The organism is Maribacter algarum (ex Zhang et al. 2020), assembly GCF_005885635.1.
Classification (GTDB): domain Bacteria; phylum Bacteroidota; class Bacteroidia; order Flavobacteriales; family Flavobacteriaceae; genus Maribacter_C; species Maribacter_C algarum.
In genome coordinates this window covers 1,312,675-1,329,760 of sequence record NZ_VATY01000001.1, presented here as the reverse complement: position 1 = coordinate 1,329,760, position 17,086 = coordinate 1,312,675, and the positions used below count along the sequence as shown (strand labels likewise).

18 protein-coding genes are annotated in these 17,086 nt (G+C 37.4%); 9 read left to right on the top strand and 9 right to left on the bottom strand.

Annotated features, from left to right (window positions below):
* Positions 1-31: 31 nt before the first annotated feature.
* Both FEE95_RS05755 and purD read left to right on the top strand, forming a co-directional pair.
* Positions 32-1,018, top strand: coding sequence for a UDP-glucuronic acid decarboxylase family protein (locus tag FEE95_RS05755; RefSeq protein WP_138656868.1), 987 nt, complete (start codon positions 32-34; stop codon positions 1,016-1,018).
* Between the two features lie 403 nt (positions 1,019-1,421).
* Positions 1,422-2,693, top strand: a complete 1,272-nt coding sequence (purD, locus tag FEE95_RS05750) for a phosphoribosylamine--glycine ligase (RefSeq protein ID WP_138656867.1) — start codon at positions 1,422-1,424, stop codon at positions 2,691-2,693.
* Positions 2,694-2,760: 67 nt separating this feature from the next.
* On the opposite strand, the gene FEE95_RS05745 is transcribed toward purD, so the two are convergent.
* The gene (locus FEE95_RS05745) at positions 2,761-2,982 is read right to left on the bottom strand and encodes a DUF6341 family protein (RefSeq protein ID WP_138656866.1); all 222 of its coding nucleotides are present in this window, start codon (positions 2,980-2,982) and stop codon (positions 2,761-2,763) included.
* Between the two features lie 131 nt (positions 2,983-3,113).
* Between FEE95_RS05745 and FEE95_RS05740 the strand changes: the two genes are divergently transcribed.
* From FEE95_RS05740 to FEE95_RS05730, 3 genes are read left to right on the top strand one after another with little or no spacing between them, the layout of a single operon-like run.
* Entirely contained in the window at positions 3,114-4,052 is a 939-nt protein-coding gene (locus tag FEE95_RS05740) for a DUF6427 family protein (RefSeq protein ID WP_138656865.1), read from the top strand.
* Between the two features lie 24 nt (positions 4,053-4,076).
* Complete coding sequence (locus FEE95_RS05735; RefSeq protein ID WP_138656864.1) at positions 4,077-4,679, top strand: DUF4254 domain-containing protein; 603 nt, start codon at positions 4,077-4,079, stop codon at positions 4,677-4,679.
* 12 nt (positions 4,680-4,691) lie between these two features.
* Complete coding sequence (locus FEE95_RS05730) at positions 4,692-5,726, top strand: glycosyltransferase family 9 protein (protein WP_138656863.1); 1,035 nt, start codon at positions 4,692-4,694, stop codon at positions 5,724-5,726.
* A 10-nt stretch (positions 5,727-5,736) separates the two neighbouring features.
* Here FEE95_RS05730 and FEE95_RS05725 read toward each other — a convergent pair whose 3' ends face one another.
* From FEE95_RS05725 to FEE95_RS05710, 4 genes are all read right to left on the bottom strand, one after another.
* Complete coding sequence (locus FEE95_RS05725) at positions 5,737-6,354, bottom strand: TetR/AcrR family transcriptional regulator (protein ID WP_138656862.1); 618 nt, start codon at positions 6,352-6,354, stop codon at positions 5,737-5,739.
* 222 nt (positions 6,355-6,576) lie between these two features.
* Positions 6,577-7,668, bottom strand: coding sequence for an arsenosugar biosynthesis radical SAM (seleno)protein ArsS (gene arsS / locus FEE95_RS05720; protein ID WP_171036987.1), 1,092 nt, complete (start codon positions 7,666-7,668; stop codon positions 6,577-6,579).
* Positions 7,669-7,710: 42 nt separating this feature from the next.
* On the bottom strand, positions 7,711-8,046 hold the full coding sequence (locus tag FEE95_RS05715; RefSeq protein WP_138656861.1) for an arsenosugar biosynthesis-associated peroxidase-like protein: 336 nt from the start codon (positions 8,044-8,046) through the stop codon (positions 7,711-7,713).
* Between the two features lie 121 nt (positions 8,047-8,167).
* On the bottom strand, positions 8,168-8,860 hold the full coding sequence (locus FEE95_RS05710; RefSeq protein ID WP_138656860.1) for a TIGR04282 family arsenosugar biosynthesis glycosyltransferase: 693 nt from the start codon (positions 8,858-8,860) through the stop codon (positions 8,168-8,170).
* Between the two features lie 277 nt (positions 8,861-9,137).
* On the opposite strand from FEE95_RS05710, the gene FEE95_RS05705 reads away from it, so the two are divergent.
* On the top strand, positions 9,138-9,923 hold the full coding sequence (locus tag FEE95_RS05705; protein WP_138656859.1) for a patatin-like phospholipase family protein: 786 nt from the start codon (positions 9,138-9,140) through the stop codon (positions 9,921-9,923).
* Here FEE95_RS05705 and FEE95_RS05700 read toward each other — a convergent pair.
* Genes FEE95_RS05700 through FEE95_RS05685 form a run of 4 tightly spaced genes read right to left on the bottom strand, consistent with a single transcriptional unit; the run spans position 9,886 to position 12,439 of the window.
* Entirely contained in the window at positions 9,886-10,266 is a 381-nt protein-coding gene (locus FEE95_RS05700; protein WP_138656858.1) for a hypothetical protein, read from the bottom strand. The two genes, FEE95_RS05705 and FEE95_RS05700, sit on opposite strands and share 38 nt — an antisense overlap.
* Complete coding sequence (locus tag FEE95_RS05695; protein WP_138656857.1) at positions 10,263-10,751, bottom strand: SRPBCC family protein; 489 nt, start codon at positions 10,749-10,751, stop codon at positions 10,263-10,265. The genes FEE95_RS05700 and FEE95_RS05695 overlap by 4 nt, the downstream gene beginning before the upstream one ends.
* A gap of 58 nt (positions 10,752-10,809) precedes the next feature.
* A complete protein-coding gene (locus FEE95_RS05690) occupies positions 10,810-11,370 on the bottom strand; it encodes a Crp/Fnr family transcriptional regulator (RefSeq protein WP_138656856.1) in 561 nt (186 codons plus the stop codon).
* Positions 11,371-11,389: 19 nt separating this feature from the next.
* Positions 11,390-12,439 (bottom strand): ferredoxin--NADP reductase, encoded by a 1,050-nt coding sequence (locus tag FEE95_RS05685; RefSeq protein ID WP_138656855.1) that lies wholly within the window; start codon positions 12,437-12,439, stop codon positions 11,390-11,392.
* A 218-nt stretch (positions 12,440-12,657) separates the two neighbouring features.
* On the opposite strand from FEE95_RS05685, the gene FEE95_RS05680 reads away from it, so the two are divergent.
* From FEE95_RS05680 to porW, 3 genes are all read left to right on the top strand, one after another.
* A complete protein-coding gene (locus tag FEE95_RS05680) occupies positions 12,658-13,005 on the top strand; it encodes a YciI family protein (RefSeq protein ID WP_138656854.1) in 348 nt (115 codons plus the stop codon).
* A 3-nt stretch (positions 13,006-13,008) separates the two neighbouring features.
* Positions 13,009-14,259 (top strand): RNA polymerase sigma factor, encoded by a 1,251-nt coding sequence (locus FEE95_RS05675; RefSeq protein ID WP_138656853.1) that lies wholly within the window; start codon positions 13,009-13,011, stop codon positions 14,257-14,259.
* A 315-nt stretch (positions 14,260-14,574) separates the two neighbouring features.
* On the top strand, positions 14,575-17,085 hold the full coding sequence (gene porW / locus FEE95_RS05670; protein WP_394347953.1) for a type IX secretion system periplasmic lipoprotein PorW/SprE: 2,511 nt from the start codon (positions 14,575-14,577) through the stop codon (positions 17,083-17,085).
* Position 17,086 lies beyond the last annotated feature (1 nt).

Here is a 17,086-nt window from a genome sequence, read left to right as displayed (position 1 = left end):
CTTACGTTAGATAGACAAAACAACCCATTTCATGAAGCGAATTTTAATTACTGGAGCGGCAGGATTCCTTGGATCTCATCTTTGTGACCGTTTTATCAAGGAAGGATATCACGTTATCGCTATGGATAACCTGATTACAGGAGACCTTAAAAATATAGAGCATTTATTCAAGTTAGAACAGTTTGAGTATTATCACCATGATGTCACGAAGTTTGTACACGTGCCTGGTAAACTTGATTATATCTTACATTTTGCTTCACCTGCTAGTCCTATTGACTATTTGAAGATTCCTATTCAAACCTTGAAAGTAGGCGCTTTAGGAACACATAATCTTTTAGGTTTAGCCAAGGAGAAGGGAGCAAGAGTATTAATTGCCTCTACATCTGAGATATACGGAGACCCTTTAGTTCACCCCCAAACGGAAGAGTACTACGGAAATGTAAATACCATAGGGCCAAGAGGAGTCTACGATGAAGCCAAACGTTTTCAGGAATCTATAACCATGGCATACAATCGTTTTCATGGTGTAGAGACGCGTATCGTACGTATATTTAACACCTACGGACCAAGAATGCGCCTCAATGACGGACGTGTAATCCCCGCTTTTATGGGACAAGCGCTACGAGGAGAGGATCTTACAGTTTTTGGAGATGGTTCTCAAACCCGCTCTTTCTGCTATGTAGATGATGAAGTAGAGGGCATATATCGATTGTTGATGAGTGATTATGATTTGCCTGTTAATATTGGAAACCCTCATGAAATAACAATTCGAGACTTTGCTGAGGAGATTATTAAACTTACAGGAACCACGCAAAAGGTTATTTACAAAGATTTACCACAGGATGACCCAATGCAACGTCAGCCAGATATTAGCAAAGCAAAAGAAATATTAGGATGGGAGCCGAAAGTAGGTCGCGAAGAGGGAATGCGCAAAACATTTGAATATTTCAAAACCTTATCAAAAGAAGATTTAGAGAAAACTGAGCATCGAGATTTTTCCGAGCGAAATAAAAAATAAGAAAGTTACTTATAAAAAAACCCAACTCAATCAGTTGGGTTTTTTTATGCCTTTTAGCAAAATAATTTGATGAAATTGTCACTTCGTCAAAAGAGAATATATTACTTTGAAAAGACCGGCTTATTTCGCCTTAATTAGTGAAATAATCATTGTATTATTGAAAATGTTAAAACTTAAAAAATCGTATACGATTTCGTAAGAATCCTTAAAATAGGCGATTTGACAGCAGATTAGCTGTTGCATTTCATCGGTGAAATACAATTTTCAGCAAATAGTAAGAGAAGCATTTAAATAACAAATTTCTAGCTATTCAAAGCTTTGAAAAAGATCTTTTTGTTTATATAATCAATGCTGCTATTGCTATTGCGAAGAACATTTCTATTTTTGCCCCAAATCCGTACAAATGAACATTCTTATACTTGGGTCTGGTGGTCGTGAACATACACTCGCCTGGAAATTGCACCAAAGCCCTAGACTTTCAAAGCTATTTGTAGCCCCGGGAAATGCAGGTACAGCGGAGATAGCTCAAAATGTACCAATTGGTGTAAATGACTTTGCGCAAATCAAGGATTTGGTTCTTGCGGAAAACATCGAAATGGTTGTGGTTGGTCCTGAAGACCCTTTGGTGAATGGTGTCCATGATTTTTTCTTGAAAGATACCGCATTAAGGAGTGTTCCGGTTATTGGCCCACAGAGCGCTGCGGCCGAATTAGAGGGGAGTAAGGAATTTGCAAAGAAGTTTATGATCCGCCATGCTATTCCAACCGCTGCATATCAAAGCTTTACGGCATCTGACCTAGAGCAAGGCTACGCTTTTTTGGAAAGCTTAAGTCCACCCTATGTATTAAAGGCTGATGGATTAGCAGCGGGAAAGGGCGTTTTAATCCTTCAAGATTTGGATGAAGCTAAGGAAGAGCTGCGGACTATGTTGGTAGATGCCAAATTTGGTAATGCTAGCGCAACAGTGGTCATAGAAGAGTTCCTCGCGGGCATTGAACTCAGTGTTTTTGTTCTAACAGATGGTAAGGGTTACAAAGTTTTACCTACCGCAAAAGATTATAAACGCATTGGTGAAGGAGACACGGGTCTCAATACAGGCGGTATGGGAGCCATATCCCCTGTTCCTTTTGCTGATAAGGAGTTTATGGAGAAAATACGCGAGCGCGTGGTTATTCCTACCGTAGAAGGGCTTAAAAAAGATAATTTGCCCTATAAAGGCTTTGTGTTCATAGGTCTTATTAAGGTTGGTGACGACCCCTTCGTTATCGAATACAATGTAAGACTAGGTGATCCAGAGACTGAAGTTGTTATCCCACGGATTAAGAATGACTTGGTTGAGGTATTCGAGGCAGTCGCCAACCAGAGCTTGGACGCCATCGATTTAGAATTGGATGAACGTACAGCGACTACGGTAATGCTAGTTTCTGGAGGCTATCCTGAAGCTTATGAAAAGGGGAAAGAAATGACTGGTTATGACCAAATCGATGATTCCCTGGTCTTTCATGCGGGTACAATATTGAAAGATGGCAAAGTAGTCACCAATGGAGGAAGAGTAATGGCTGTTACATCCTATGGGACTGATTTTAAAGAGGCTCTAAAGAAGTCCTACGCAAACATCGAAAAAGTCCGTTTTGATAAGATGAACTACCGAAAAGATATTGGTTTTGACCTGTAAAAACCCAATAAAATATACGTTTTGGAGAATATTTTAGAAAAGTATGGATAGTTGAGCGTTACCGAAGTTAAAGGTAAGAATGCGAACTAATGCTCTTGTCTTCTTCCCCGTTATCATTGTACTTTTTAAGTTCAAGCATCCAATAAACAAAGGCTACCATACCAATGATTGCTAAAATCCAGTTGATGGCATTTGATGCCCACCAACTTTCCATAAAACGAAAGAAATCGTAAGGAGCAAAAAGTACGTTTACAAATAAATCTTCTATCCCTCTAAAAAATGAAGTCATGTTAGCTATATTTACTCGATAATCGAGATTATGTGTTATAAGGTTTGCCCTTAACTTTAAGTTATTCTTAAATTAACGCTCTTGAACCAAGGTATATGGGCGTTTAAAAAGCAAAAATACAAAAACATCAGATGATTTCAAGCATTTTTGGAAAAACTAAACCCATAAACTTCATCATTGTTTTATCCTTTTTGTTTGCTGCTTTTTGGTTGGTTCATTTTGTTCTGTACAACAGTACATATGATATCTATGAACTCTTTCTTCAAGTACTGTTTTTTGCAGTTTTAGCTTTTAGCATTTTTGTAGTAGATTTTATTGTTAAAAGAAATAAGATAACGGCCCCTAATTCCTTTGCAATTTTATTCTATGCCTTGTTAATACTTGTTTTTCCTGAAACATTGTCGGATAGAAGCGCTATTTTTTGCAGTCTCTTCCTCTTAATGGCAACAAGGCGTTTGATAAGCATTCGTTCGCTTAAGAATATTAAGCTTAAAGTATTTGATGCAACTTTGTGGGTGATGGTTTCGAGCTTGTTCTACGAATGGTCCATGATCTATTTAGTTTTAGTCTTTTTGGCGATATATATTTATGAACCAAAAAACATTCGAAATTGGATGGTGCCCCTAACGGGTGTGTTTACGGTATTTATGATTACCTATTGTGTATTGGTTTTGTCGAATAAGACGGAATTCTTAGTCAATCATTATCAATTTTCATTTGAATTCAATGTTGCTTACTTTTCCGAATGGGCCAACAGCACGAAACTTGTAATCTATGTCATATTAACTTTGTTAGCCATGATATTCGCCTTCTTAAAGTTGGGAAAAGCAGGTCTTGGACAGATTGTTACCATGCGGTTAATTGGTTTCTCGTTTGTCTTAGGCATAATTCTTAAGATATTGACTTCATCTGCTGATGCGCACCCCATTATGGTGACATTCTTTCCCGCAGCAGTATTTATTACAAATTATGTAGAGTCCATTAAGAAGCCCAATATCAAGGAAGTTGTCTTGATGGTCTCGGTTTTTATTCCTTTGGTAATCTTGCTTACAACTCTAGTTATTAAATAGTAACTTTGCGAAAATTTAACTCAGATGTTCAGCGAATTTGCATTTAAAATTTTTGATGAAAGCATAGCAACATATCATATTAAAGATGATGTGTACCAATCTTTTGCAAATCCATATCCAAAAGATGAAATTGCGCACTTGTTGTATCGTAAGAATTGGATTGATACCGTGCAATGGCATTATGAAGATATCATTCGTGACCCGAATATCAACCCCGACGCAGCGCTAACTTTAAAGCGTAAGATTGACGCTAGTAATCAAGACCGAACAGATTTGGTAGAGTATATCGATAGTTATTTCCTAAATAAATACCAATCGGTAGAAATTAAGGAAGATGCTACAATTAATACAGAAAGCCCTGCTTGGGCTATTGATCGCCTTTCTATTTTAGCTTTGAAAGTATATCACATGAATGAAGAAGCCACAAGAAAAGATGCTTCTGCTGAGCATTTGGAAAAATGCCAACAAAAACTTCAAGTATTACTTGAACAAAAGAAAGATTTGTCAACCGCTATTGATCAATTATTAGGTGATATTGAAAGCGGTAATAAGTACATGAAAGTCTACAAACAGATGAAAATGTATAATGATGACGAACTCAACCCGGTTCTCAGAGGTCAGAAGTAAGCGAAACAATTTATGAGTGCTAGCAAACATCTCTTGGTCATACGCTTGTCCGCCATGGGAGATGTTGCGATGACCGTCCCGGTACTTTCTGCTTTGGAGAAGCAATACCCAGATTTACAAATAACGGTTCTTACTAAGGATTTTTTTAAACCTATATTTTCCCAATTAGCAAATGTCAAAGTTTATGTCGCTGATATAAAGGGGAAACACAAAGGTGTACTTGGTCTTCTAAAACTTTATAAAGAGCTGAAAACACTTAAAATAGACGCCGTAGCAGATTTGCACAATGTCCTTCGGAGCAATATTCTAAAATGTTATTTTATGTTAGGGGGATTTCCTTTTGAACAAATCGAAAAAGGAAGAGCAGAAAAAAAAGCTCTAACTGCTTCGGAGAATAAGGTTTTCAAACCGTTAAAGACTACTCATCAGCGTTATGCGGATGTTTTTGCAGCACTAAACCTTCCCTTAGATTTAACGAATGCTTCGTTTTTACCCAAGCGACTGTTGTCTGAAAAGACAGAAAAACTATTTGAATCTGAAAAGGGGAAACTACTTGGAATAGCCCCTTTTGCAGCATTTGAAGGTAAAATGTATCCATTGGATTTAACGGAACAGGTCGTTTCTCAATTAAGTCCTGACAATAGGGTTCTTCTTTTTGGAGGTGGTGAAAAAGAACGAAAACAGCTTGAGGCTTGGGAAAAACATTTTCCAAATACGGTCAGTATCGTAGGTAAACTTACCTTTTCCGAAGAATTGGACCTGATTTCTAATCTTGATATGATGCTAGCTATGGATAGTGGAAATGCACATTTAGCTTCTATTTTTGGTATTCCTACCGTTACACTTTGGGGTGTAACGCATCCGTATGCTGGGTTTTATCCTTTTGGTCAGGATATTGAAAATGCTTTATTGTCTGATAGGGAGAAGTTTCCATTAATTCCCACCTCCGTGTACGGAAATAAGATGCCAGATGGCTATTCTGAGTCCATGCGGACTATTCTTCCGGAAGACATCCTAAGAAAAATAAATACAATTTTAGAAAAATAGCTGAAGCTTTCTAAAAAGAAGACTGCTTTATTTCAATGGACTTAAAGTATTGACGCAATTGTGACATAAATCGATACTTTCTAGCACTTGGCGTGTTTTCCACCATTAAGGTTCGAATACCAATATATGAACTCATTAAATACACTGCGACACCTTCGGCGTCAACATGTCTATCAATATGTCCGTTGAATTTTCCTCTTTGAATGGCGGAAACTAAGGTAACTTCCCAAATGCGTAAGATTTCATTGAGGTGCTTCATAACCTCCTCATTTCTTCCATTGAATTCATTGATAAAATTGCTCAGTAGAAAACCATAATCCATTTCGTTGTGAACTGCAGTTTCTAAAGCATCTTCAAAACAGTTAATAATTAAATCTAAGGTATGTTCATGGCCTTCGATTGGCTCGATTAGTGAGCTGTATATTTTTCGAACCAAGAGGTTCTGGATAATTTGTACGAAGAAATCTTCTTTCGAATCAAAGTGATAATAGAAGGCACCTTTTGATAAAGAAAGTTCTTTGAGAATGTCATCGACACTGGTGTTGTAATATCCGTTTTTATAGAAAAGCTCAAGACCAGTGACTTGCATTCGGTTCATGGTTGCCATTCTCTTTAATGATTTTTCCATTAGATTTTCTTCTAGATTAGTTGATAAACCGACCAAAACGTCGGATTTTTTAGTTATCTCGAAGATGCCTATTTTATTGGGGTTTTGAGTAATCAATGTTGTGAATGATAAGAAATGTGTTGTCTGATAAGAGACTTTAACATTTCAAAAAACCCGAAAAACTGACTAATGGGTCTGTTTTTCGGGTTCTTAATCTGTTGTTTTTTTAATTTGGGTGGAAGACTAAGCCACAGTTCCTTGACAACTACTTCCCGCTCCAGCGGTACAGCCGTAACAATGCTGTGAAATAATGATGTTTCTATCATTTATGATATCCTCATTATAGTCTTTAATGTGCTTCACCTTACTCGCCACTTTTAAGTCGAGCATCTGGTTGAAATCACAATCGTAAATCCAGCCATCCCAACTGATAGAAATGGTGTTAGTACACATCACATTTTCTACTGCTGCAGGGTTGTATGCCTCAACTAAAGAATACATATAGTCCTCATAGTTTTCTGATGCAATCAAATAGTCTAAAAAGCGAGCAATCGGTAAATTGGTGATGGCAAAAAGATTGTGGAATTGAATATCAAAATCCTCTTTTAAAGCCTTTTTGAAATCTGCTTCCAACGCCATTTGGTCTCCCGGTAGATATGCCCCCGAGGGGTTATAAACCAAATCCAATCGTAAACTGCTATCTGGCATTCCATAGCCTCTTTCATTAAGTTCCTGTAATGCCTTGATGGATTTATCAAAAACACCGTCTCCACGCTGCTTATCAGTCTTTCCTCTTGTATAATGGGGCATTGATGAGATTACATGCACATTATGCTTTTTGAAGAAATCAGGTAAGTCATGGTATTTCTTATTTGCTCTAATAATTGTCAGGTTCGAACGAACTATAAAATCTTTGATACCTGCCTTAGCCGCTTCTTCAACAAACCAACGGAAATCAGGGTTCATTTCAGGTGCTCCACCTGTTAAGTCCAATGTATGAGCACCCGTATTGCGAATAATATCCAAACATTGAGACATGGTTTCGCGAGTCATGATTTCCTTACGGTCAGGACCTGCATCCACATGGCAATGTTCACAAACCTGATTACACATATAACCAACGTTGATTTGCAGTATTTCCAATTTGTTCGGGCGCAGTGGAAAATGTCCTATTTCATTGATTTTATCCTTAAAATAAGGGAGTTCGCCATCTGCAAAAATTCCTCCGTTTAATATTTCGAGCTGTTTATTAGTTATTGCAAGTTCGTTGTCCCTGGACTTTAAGGACTTTTGCATTGGTTTTTTTGTCTTTTTTGGTAAAATACTTTTCTCCATGGTATAAATTTTTATCCCCCTTCAGGGGGTTAGGGGGCGAGCCTACATCGACAACTTGTTGTATTTATTCATCATTTGAACACCATGCACCAATGTCGCACCACTTTCAATGGCGGCACCTGCGTGAACGGCTTCCATCATTTCCTCCTTTGTAATTCCTTTTTGTAATCCATCTTTTGTATAGGCATCAATGCAGTATGGACATTTGACCACATGTGCAACTGCAAGAGCGATTAAGGACTTTTCTCTCGCACTTAGTGCGCCTTCCTCGAAAACCTTACCATAATAATCAAAAAATTTGTTTCCGATTTCTTCACTCCATTCTGTGATTTTTCCAAATTTTCTAAGGTCTGCGGGATTGTAATATGAATCTGCCATGTTATATTTTTTATGTGTTTGAAATTAAATGCTTTGATACCACGAACGAAATTACTCGCTCTAAAATGATGTCGTGGTGTAATTAGCTGTGAAAAATGAATAGTCCAAAGAAGAGCGACTATTATGAAATAAATATTGGAGAACCTTTGTTATGTCGTACTCCAAGAGTAAGAGGGTAAAATTTTTGTGAGGGAATAAAATGACTGTTTTCGCCTGATTCTAATGTTTGAAGAATTGCAATAAGTAGTTCGCAGGTAAGCTTGTAGGAATACGGAATAATTGATTTTATATCCGCCTGAGTATCAATATCACTAAGCGTTCGGAGTCGGTAAACGTCGGCATTTCGAAGTTTTAAAAGTCCTAATAATTGTTTTGATAAATCAGAGGTTTGCCAAGCCAATTGTTGGAAGGCATACGCATCGAATTGAGATTTATGCAGTCCCATCAAGTAAAAACCACCATCTACAGAAGGACCTAAAACAGATTTGTTCAAAGAGAGCTGTTTTTCTGCCTCAAGAATATGAGACGCTTCGAGCTGAGGGGTATCGTTGCCAATCGTGATAATTTGCTCATATCCCTTTTCGAAAATCGTTTTTATGGCATTTGTAAAACGTTCTCCAAACGTATTGCCTGTTTGTTTTTCTTCGGAAAAATGAAAGTACGGAAGTTGAGTTTTTACTACAGTTTCTAAAACATGATTTGTAAGTGCATCAAACAATTGTCCGCCATTGTAGATTGATTTGTGCGCTACCTCTTCCTGAGATGAGCGGGCAAAAACCAAAATAGCCGTTTTATGTTTTGAAGGATAACCCATGAACTGTACAAATTTACAAAGAATTGTACTTCACCTTGGTCGTCAGACTCTTAAATGAATTACAATAATTGTTTAATTACCTCATTTGGGGTAATCAACGAAAACCGACGCTTTAGTCCGTTTTTAGGTGCTTCAAAAGGTATTAATTGTAGAGATGTCCTTTAAAATATGGGTTCTCATCGATGAAATACACAAATAAGCATAGAGAAAACCGATTTTTTAAACTTTACATACCAAGAAGTCTTTTAAAGATGATGAAACGATGTATTTTTAGGCCATGAAATTGGAGGGATTACAATCAAAATCTATTGGATTGGTCTTATCTGGCGGAGGGGTCAGGGGAATGGCTCATATTGGCTTAATTCAAGCATTGAATGAGTACGGAATTTCAGCAAATATCGTATCTGGAAGTAGTGTAGGCGCCCTTGTTGGTGCTCTTTACGCTAATGGAAATAGTGTCGCAGATATGCTTGCTTTTTTTAAGGAAACTCCTTTGTTCAAATACAACTTTTTGACTTTAGTGAAGTCCGGATTCATAGATACAGATCGCTACTTTGAAATTTTTAAAGGCTATTTTCCCGAGGATAGTTTTGAAGCCTTGGAAAAGGAATTGCATGTTGTGGCGACCAACCTTCAAAAAGCAGAGCAGCGATTTTTTACAGAAGGAGAATTGATTCGTCCACTTTTAGCATCCGCGGCACTTCCACCTTTGTTTAGTCCCTTAGAATTGGATAGGGAATTATATGCCGATGGAGGCATAATGAATAACTTCCCCTTAGAACCGATTAAAAAGAAGGTTGATTTTATTGTAGGAAGCAATGTTTCTATCGTTGGTGACCTTCAGAAAAAAGACTTGCGGAATTCCTTGCAATTAACAAGCAGAGTTACTGCGCTGATGATTTATGCCATTAACCAGCAAAAACTAGACGCTTGCGATTTAATGTGCGCCCCTGAAGCTCTCGAGGAAATTGGTGTTCTAGACCGAAAGGGAATTGAAAAAGCCTATGTTATCGGATATCAAGAAGCTAAACGGATATTGCAAAAATTTCTTTCCAAGGAATAACAAAAGGAAGTATGATACACCAAATCATGAAAAAGACGGCCATACCTTTTGGGCAGGGCTGTTTGGTCAATGCAGCGGGAACAGCAACAAAAAGCAACCACGAACTTTTATAAACTAATTGAAAAAGAAGTACAAGAGCCATTTTCTTGGGGTGGAATAACCCAAGAATTGACAGTATAAAAATGCCAGTCCAAAGTGCTCCCACTAATCGTATAACTTCAGAATATTCCAAAGAATTTTCAAAAATGTTGGCCAATGCCTTTTTGGGGCGGAATAAGCTGGTAATACTTATCCATCCGGCCACAAGTATATTTGCGATGTAAACTGTTTTAAGTGCAATCATTCCTCAGCTAGCTTTTTAATATTTTGCATTACTTGAGGCAACATTTCTCTGAATTTCGGGCCAAATTTTTTCGCGAAAAGGCCTCCCGTCAAACCTTTGAACCAAACTTCATGCGTAAACGTAGTGCCATCATTAGTTATACTTAGATAACGCTTAACATAAAGACTTCCTAAAGGTAAATTTGATTTAAAAGTGTACGATTTACCTTGTTCAAATGAGACTATCTTAAAGCTAGAAGTTTTTCCTTCTAAAGAGGTTATTTTTCCTTTTTCATTTAATTCGAATGCTCCATCTAAGTTTGCATCTTTTAAACCAGAATCCCAAATTTTCCAATTAGGGACATCTGTCCAAATCTTCCAAATTTTATTGGGTGAAGCTTTCGTTTCAGTGGTGTTTGAAAAATGTTTGTTCGTTTGTGTTACTTCCTGTGAGTTGCCGATTGTTGCCATAAAAAGCAGGACTAAGGTTACTTTTAGTCTTTTCATCTTTTTTATGACAAAATTAAAAGCCAACTACCACTAGCTACTTACCATATGGTAAATTTTATATATTTCTTCGAATGCGACTTAAGGATTGAGGAGTAATCCCTAAATAAGAAGCCAAATATTTCAAGGGTACTCTTTTCACTAAATCTGATCTATTCTTTAAAAGAAGTGAATAGCGTTCTTCTGCTGTTTTATTCTGCAGTTCTTCAAGTATATTTTCGGTAAAGAATTGTACTTCCTGTGTGATTTTTTGTGCGAGTGTATTCCAAACAGGGATTTTGAGAAGTTCTTGATGATCTTTATATGATACCTGCCAGACTATGCTATTTTCTATCGCTTGAATATTTTCTTTAGCTGGAATCCTATTATTAAAACTTCTTTGAGAGGTAAAAATGTAAGGAGCTTCAGTAAAAAACTTGGTTTTAATTTCGCCATCGTTCCAAATGAAAAAATGAAGTAGGCCCGACTCTAGAAAAGAGAGGTGATTACAAACTTTATCTTCTTCCAACAGCAGTTCTCCTTTCTTGTATACTTTTGAATCAAATTTCGAAGAAATGATTTGCCATTCCTTGGGAGCTAAAGAAACATAGCACTGAACAAAAGTTTTAAAGGTTTCCAAAAGAAGGTTTGGGGTTTATTTACACATCATCATAATCTACTTTCAAAGTAGGCGTAACCACATGTGCCTGACAGGTTAAGATAAAACCTTCTTCGATTTCGCTATCCGTCAATATTTGATTGTTCGCCATTTCAGCTTTTCCTTCCGTAACACGGGCGATACAACTACTACAAACTCCTCCTTGACAAGAATAGGGAGCATCAATATTTTCTTTTAAGACCGCATCAAGAACCACCATCTTCTTGTCCATGGTAAAAGAAAAGGTTTCATCATCAACAAGGACCTCTATCTGTGCTTCCCCTTCGGCAGAAATAGGTAGTTCCTCTTTTATCTCTGTAGCCGTAAATAACTCAAAATGAATTTTGTCTTTTGGAATGCTGTTTTCAGTTAAGGTATCGGTGACCTTGTTAATCATGGCCTCAGGTCCGCATAGATAGTAGCCATCAAAATCAACATTCTTGTGTTTATTTTTTAGAGCGTAATTCACCGTAGAAGTATCAATTCGTCCAAAAAGGGAATCTTTTTCCTGGGCTTGACTATTCGTGAAATAAACAAAAAACCGATTGGTATAATCTAACTGAAGCTTTACCAAGTCCGTGTAAAACATGGTTTCTTCATACGATTTGTTTCCGTAAACCAACACAAAGGTATTTGCTGAATTGCTGTCCAAAACGGTTTTCGCAATACTCATGATCGGAGTGATTCCGCTTCCCGCTGCGAAGGCTGCTATATTCTTTGAACTTTCCGTAGGAACAAAAACAAATCGTCCTTCTGGAGGCATAACTTCAAGTGTATCTCCTTCGGCTAATTTTGAATGTGCGAAATCTGAAAAACCACCACGGTCAACTTTTTTGACTCCGATAGTAATCGAATCTTTTTTCGGAACTGAACTTATGGAATAGGCTCTTCGCAATTCTTTTCCTTTAATTTCCTTTTTTATGGTGATATATTGACCCGCTTCAAAATTAAAAGTCTGAATTAGTTCTTTTGGAATGTCAAAAGTAATTGCGACAGAACTCGGGGTAAGTTTTTTAATATGCTTTACCGTAAGCGTATGAAAATCGGCCATGTTTTCTTTTTCAAAAAATTAGAATGCAAATTTAGGCATTGCAAACACCATATAAAATTGGATAGCTAAGAAATAATTACTTCTTTGTAGATAAATTTCACAACCCTATTATCAAAACCTCAGGATAGAAACAAAAAAGTCAAAAATTTTGTCCAAAATTTTGATTCTTCCTCCGTCATAGAGGTAAACAGTTTTATTAATCTTTAAATAGTAAAGAAATGAAAGATTTTATGATGATTTTTATTGGGGCTGATTATCAGCAATTAGGTTTATCGCCTGATGAATTACAAGGCCGCATGGGAAAATGGTTTGCCTGGGGTCAAAAAATGGAAGCCCAAGGCATTCTTAAAGGTGGGGAGGCATTGGTGCCAACCATCAAACGTGTTATCGGAAAAGACAGGACTGTCAGCGATGGACCTTTCGCGGATATCAAGGAAATTGTTGGAGGCTATTACATCGTCTCAGCCGAAAGTGCCGAAGCCGTAGTGGAAATAGCCCAAGACTATCCTGATTGGGATTTAGATGGGACCGTTGAAATACGCGAAATAATGGTTTTTGACCAGTAGATTATGGAACACAAAATTGTCGACCATCTTTTCAGACACCATTATGGAAAGATGGTCGCTATTTTAACACGCTTCTTCGGTCTGTCGCATATCGAGACCATTGAAGATGCGGTTCAAGATACATTTGTAAAGGCTACCCTTAAATGGCGGAAACAGCTTCCTGATAATCCAGAAGCTTGGCTGACCAAAGTTGCCAAAAACCGGACAATTGATTTGCTTCGCAGTATTAAAGCCGAGAAGCAACGTGTTGATAAAATTGCAAACGGAGCATCCGCTATTCAATTGAACGAACTATTTCTTGAGCATGAAATAGAGGATAGCCAACTCCGTATGATTTTTGTCGCTTGTCACCCTAGTTTAAAGCCTAAAGAACAAATTGCCTTCGCCTTAAAAACCATTTCTGGTTTTAGCACAAAGGAAATCGCTGCTGCTCTGTTGACCAAGGAGGATACGATTACCAAAAGGCTCAATCGAGCGAAAAAGGCCATTGTCAAAAATAATATTCAATTCGATTTCCCTTCTCCTAACGAAGTTCAAGATCGACTTGCCCGAGTAATGGAGGTTGTATATTTGACCTTTAATGAAGGGTTTCACTCGACTAATAAAGAAAATCTCATTCGAGAAGACCTGTGTGGTGAGGCGATTCGTCTTTGCAAACTTTTACTTAAAAAGGAGAAATTCCGCTCCGGAAGCCTTTATGCTTTGTTCGCGCTACAGTGTTTTCATGCTTCTCGGCTTGAAAGCAAAACCAATGATGCCAATGAGATTGTTGATATTCGAGAGCAAGACCGCAAAAAATGGTTCTTCCCTTTGATTCAAATGGGAAATTCTGCCATGAACAAGGCAATGGACTATGAAGATGTATCCATTTACCATTACGAAGCTGCCATTGCCGCTGAACATATAAAGGCGAAGACCTTTGTAGAAACCAACTGGGAGAAAATTTTAAAATGGTATACTGAACTTCAAAAATTACAACCAAGTACTTTTAACCTTTTGAATATGGCGATTGTTAATTTGCAGTTGAGCAATTTTGAAGTGGTAAAAGATATTTTAGAAACACTACCCATTGAAGACCTCGAACAAAGAGCATATTTGTTTTATGGATGTTATGCCGAATATTATGCTAAACGAGGGGATTTTGTTTTAGCAATTTCCTATTTGGAAACAGCTATTTCAAAGACATCGAATCGGTTAGAAATCTCCTATTTAATAAAAAAGAAGCTACAGTTAGAGCTTCAAGCTTCGAAATAAGGTAACCGACTATCCAGTTGGTTTCACATGGCAATCTAAAATCCTTTTTCTTCACAAATCGGTTTTCGAACCCTAAATAATCTGTGAAGTACAGTATTTAAGGTGTTTTTTCGATGGAAAACATCTTTAACAAACTTCTTAGTTTGTAAAACAAGGCACACGATTTAGCTTCTCAAGAATTCACTTTCCTCGTTTTAATGTATTTTGTCGATGAAGTACATAATAAACCCGTTGTTTTTCAGTTAAGTTTACATACGTATACACACAATTTTGAAGATTCAATTTAGACTTATTCTTTTGGCAATTTTGGGCGGCATGTTCTTCAATGCTTGCTCCGTCAAAAAAGACAAATTCATCAACCGCAACTGGCATGCTTTGAACACCAAGTACAATACATTGTATAATGGTAATATTGCATTCGAAACTGGGCGTGAAGAACTCAACGCGAATTATAAAGACGATTACTGGGAAATACTTCCTATTGAACGCCTTGAAGTCACTGATGAAATCAAGTTAGATTCTGAAGACAACAACCCAAACTTTATTATTGCAGAAGAAAAGGCAACCAAGGCCATACAGAAACACAGTATGGATATCAAAGACGAGGAGCGCAATCCTCAAACGGATGAAGCTTTTCTACTATTGGGAAAAGGAAGATACTTTGACCAACGCTACATTCCGGCATTAGAAGCTTTTAACTACATCATCAAAAAGTATTCGTATAGCAATAAACTTAACGAAGCCCATATTTGGAGAGAGAAGGTCAACATTCGTTTAGAAAACGAAGAATTAGCAATTAAAAATTTAAAGCGTCTTTTTAAATACGAAGAACTTAAAGACCAAGAATATGCAGATGCCAGAGCGATGATGGCACAAGCATTTATCAATTTAAAGGCCCCGGACACTGCAATTCAACAGTTGAAGATTGCATCCTACTACACGAAAAAAAATCCTGAAAAAGGGAGATACTACTATATTATAGGTCAGCTATATAACCAACTGGGCTATAAGGACAGCGCAAATTATGCCTTTGACAAGGTGATTGACTTGAATCGGAAATCCCCTCGGGTATATATGATTAATGCCGAGATTCAAAAAATCAGGAATACCGAAATTACTTCAGCAAATAAAGAAGAAGTTCTAGAGTACTTAACGGAATTGGAAGAGAATCGCGAGAATCGACCTTTTTTAGATAAGATATACCGTCAGGTTGCAGAGTTCCACTTGGGAAATGAATCTGATAGCTTGGCATTGCTCTATTTTAATAAATCCTTACGGGCAACCCAGAATGAGCCAAAATTGAACGCTCTGAACTATGAGAATTTGGCGGAGTATAATTTTGATGAAAACGTATACAAGGTTGCGGGAGCATATTATGATAGTATGCTAACCAACCTTCCAGAGAATACGAAAAAATTCAGGGCTACTAAAAAGAAGCTCGATAACCTCGAAGATGTTATCAAATATGAAGACATTGTTCAGTACAGCGATAGTGTGATCACCTTATATAATTTGCCAGTTGATGATCAACTTGCCTATTTTCAGGATTTTATTGATAAGATGAAAGCTGCTGAGGAGGAGGCGAAAAAGAAGGCAGAAGAAAAGATTACCGCGAGTTTTGCATCCTTTGGGGAATCTAAAGGAGGTAAAGAAAATAAAGGCAAATTCTATTTCTACAATGTTACTAGCCTTGGATATGGCAAAAATGACTTTACCAACAAATGGGGAAATCGCGAGTTGGAAGATGATTGGCGATGGAGCAACAAAACAAGAGCGTTACCGTCAGAAGCAACCGGTGATGCCGTTGTTGCCAATGACAGTTTGAGTGCTGAGCCTACCGATGAGGAAAAATACGATGTAGCTTTTTATATGGACCGTATCCCTAAGGATGAAGCAGCAATTGACAGTCTTCATGGAGAACGAAACTTCGCGAATTACCAATTGGGATTAATATATAAGGAGAAATTCAAAGAAAATCTTTTAGCAGCCGGAAAGTTAGAGGATGTTTTGAAATCGAATCCGGAGGAGCGTTTGATACTTCCTTCGAAGTATAATTTATACAAGATTTATGAGGAGGAAAGAAGTCCGTTGGCCGCTGATATGAAAGCTAATATCCTTCAAAACCATGGTGATTCCCGTTATGCGGAAATCTTATTGAATCCGTCTGCCGTTATAGCGGAGGGGGCTGATAGTCCTGATGCTCGCTATGGCGCACTTTTTGAAAAGTTTAGAGATCAAGAATTCTTGCAAGTGATTACTGGTGCTGAAGAGAACATCAATCGATTTACGGGAGACCCGATAGTTCCAAAGTTCGAAATGTTGAAAGCTAATGCAATCGGCAGACTAAATGGCTTTGAACCTTTTAAAGAGGCTTTGAACTATGTGGCGCTTACCTATCCTAATAATGCTGAAGGTAAGAAAGCCGAGCAAATGGTAGCGGAACAATTACCAAAATTGGCGCCAAAGGAATTCTCACCTGAAGTAACCTCTTCAGGTTCTGGAAATTGGAAGGTAGTATTCCCCTTCAAGCGCAGTAAGAATGAAGAAGCGTTAAAGTTGAAGGAAAAACTAGAGAAATCAATAAAAGATTTAAAATATAGTAATGTCGTTTCAAAAGATATTTATACCTTGGAAGACCAATTTGTAATCGTACATGGCTTTAAATCAAAAGATAGGGCACTCGGTTACTCAGAGTTGATTGAAAAGAACAAGGACTATAAGATTAGAAATCCACGTTTTGTGATTTTATCATCGAACTACAAAATCGTACAGGTACACAAAAATATTAAAGAGTATAGAAATTCAGTTTTAACCCCAAAACCATAAA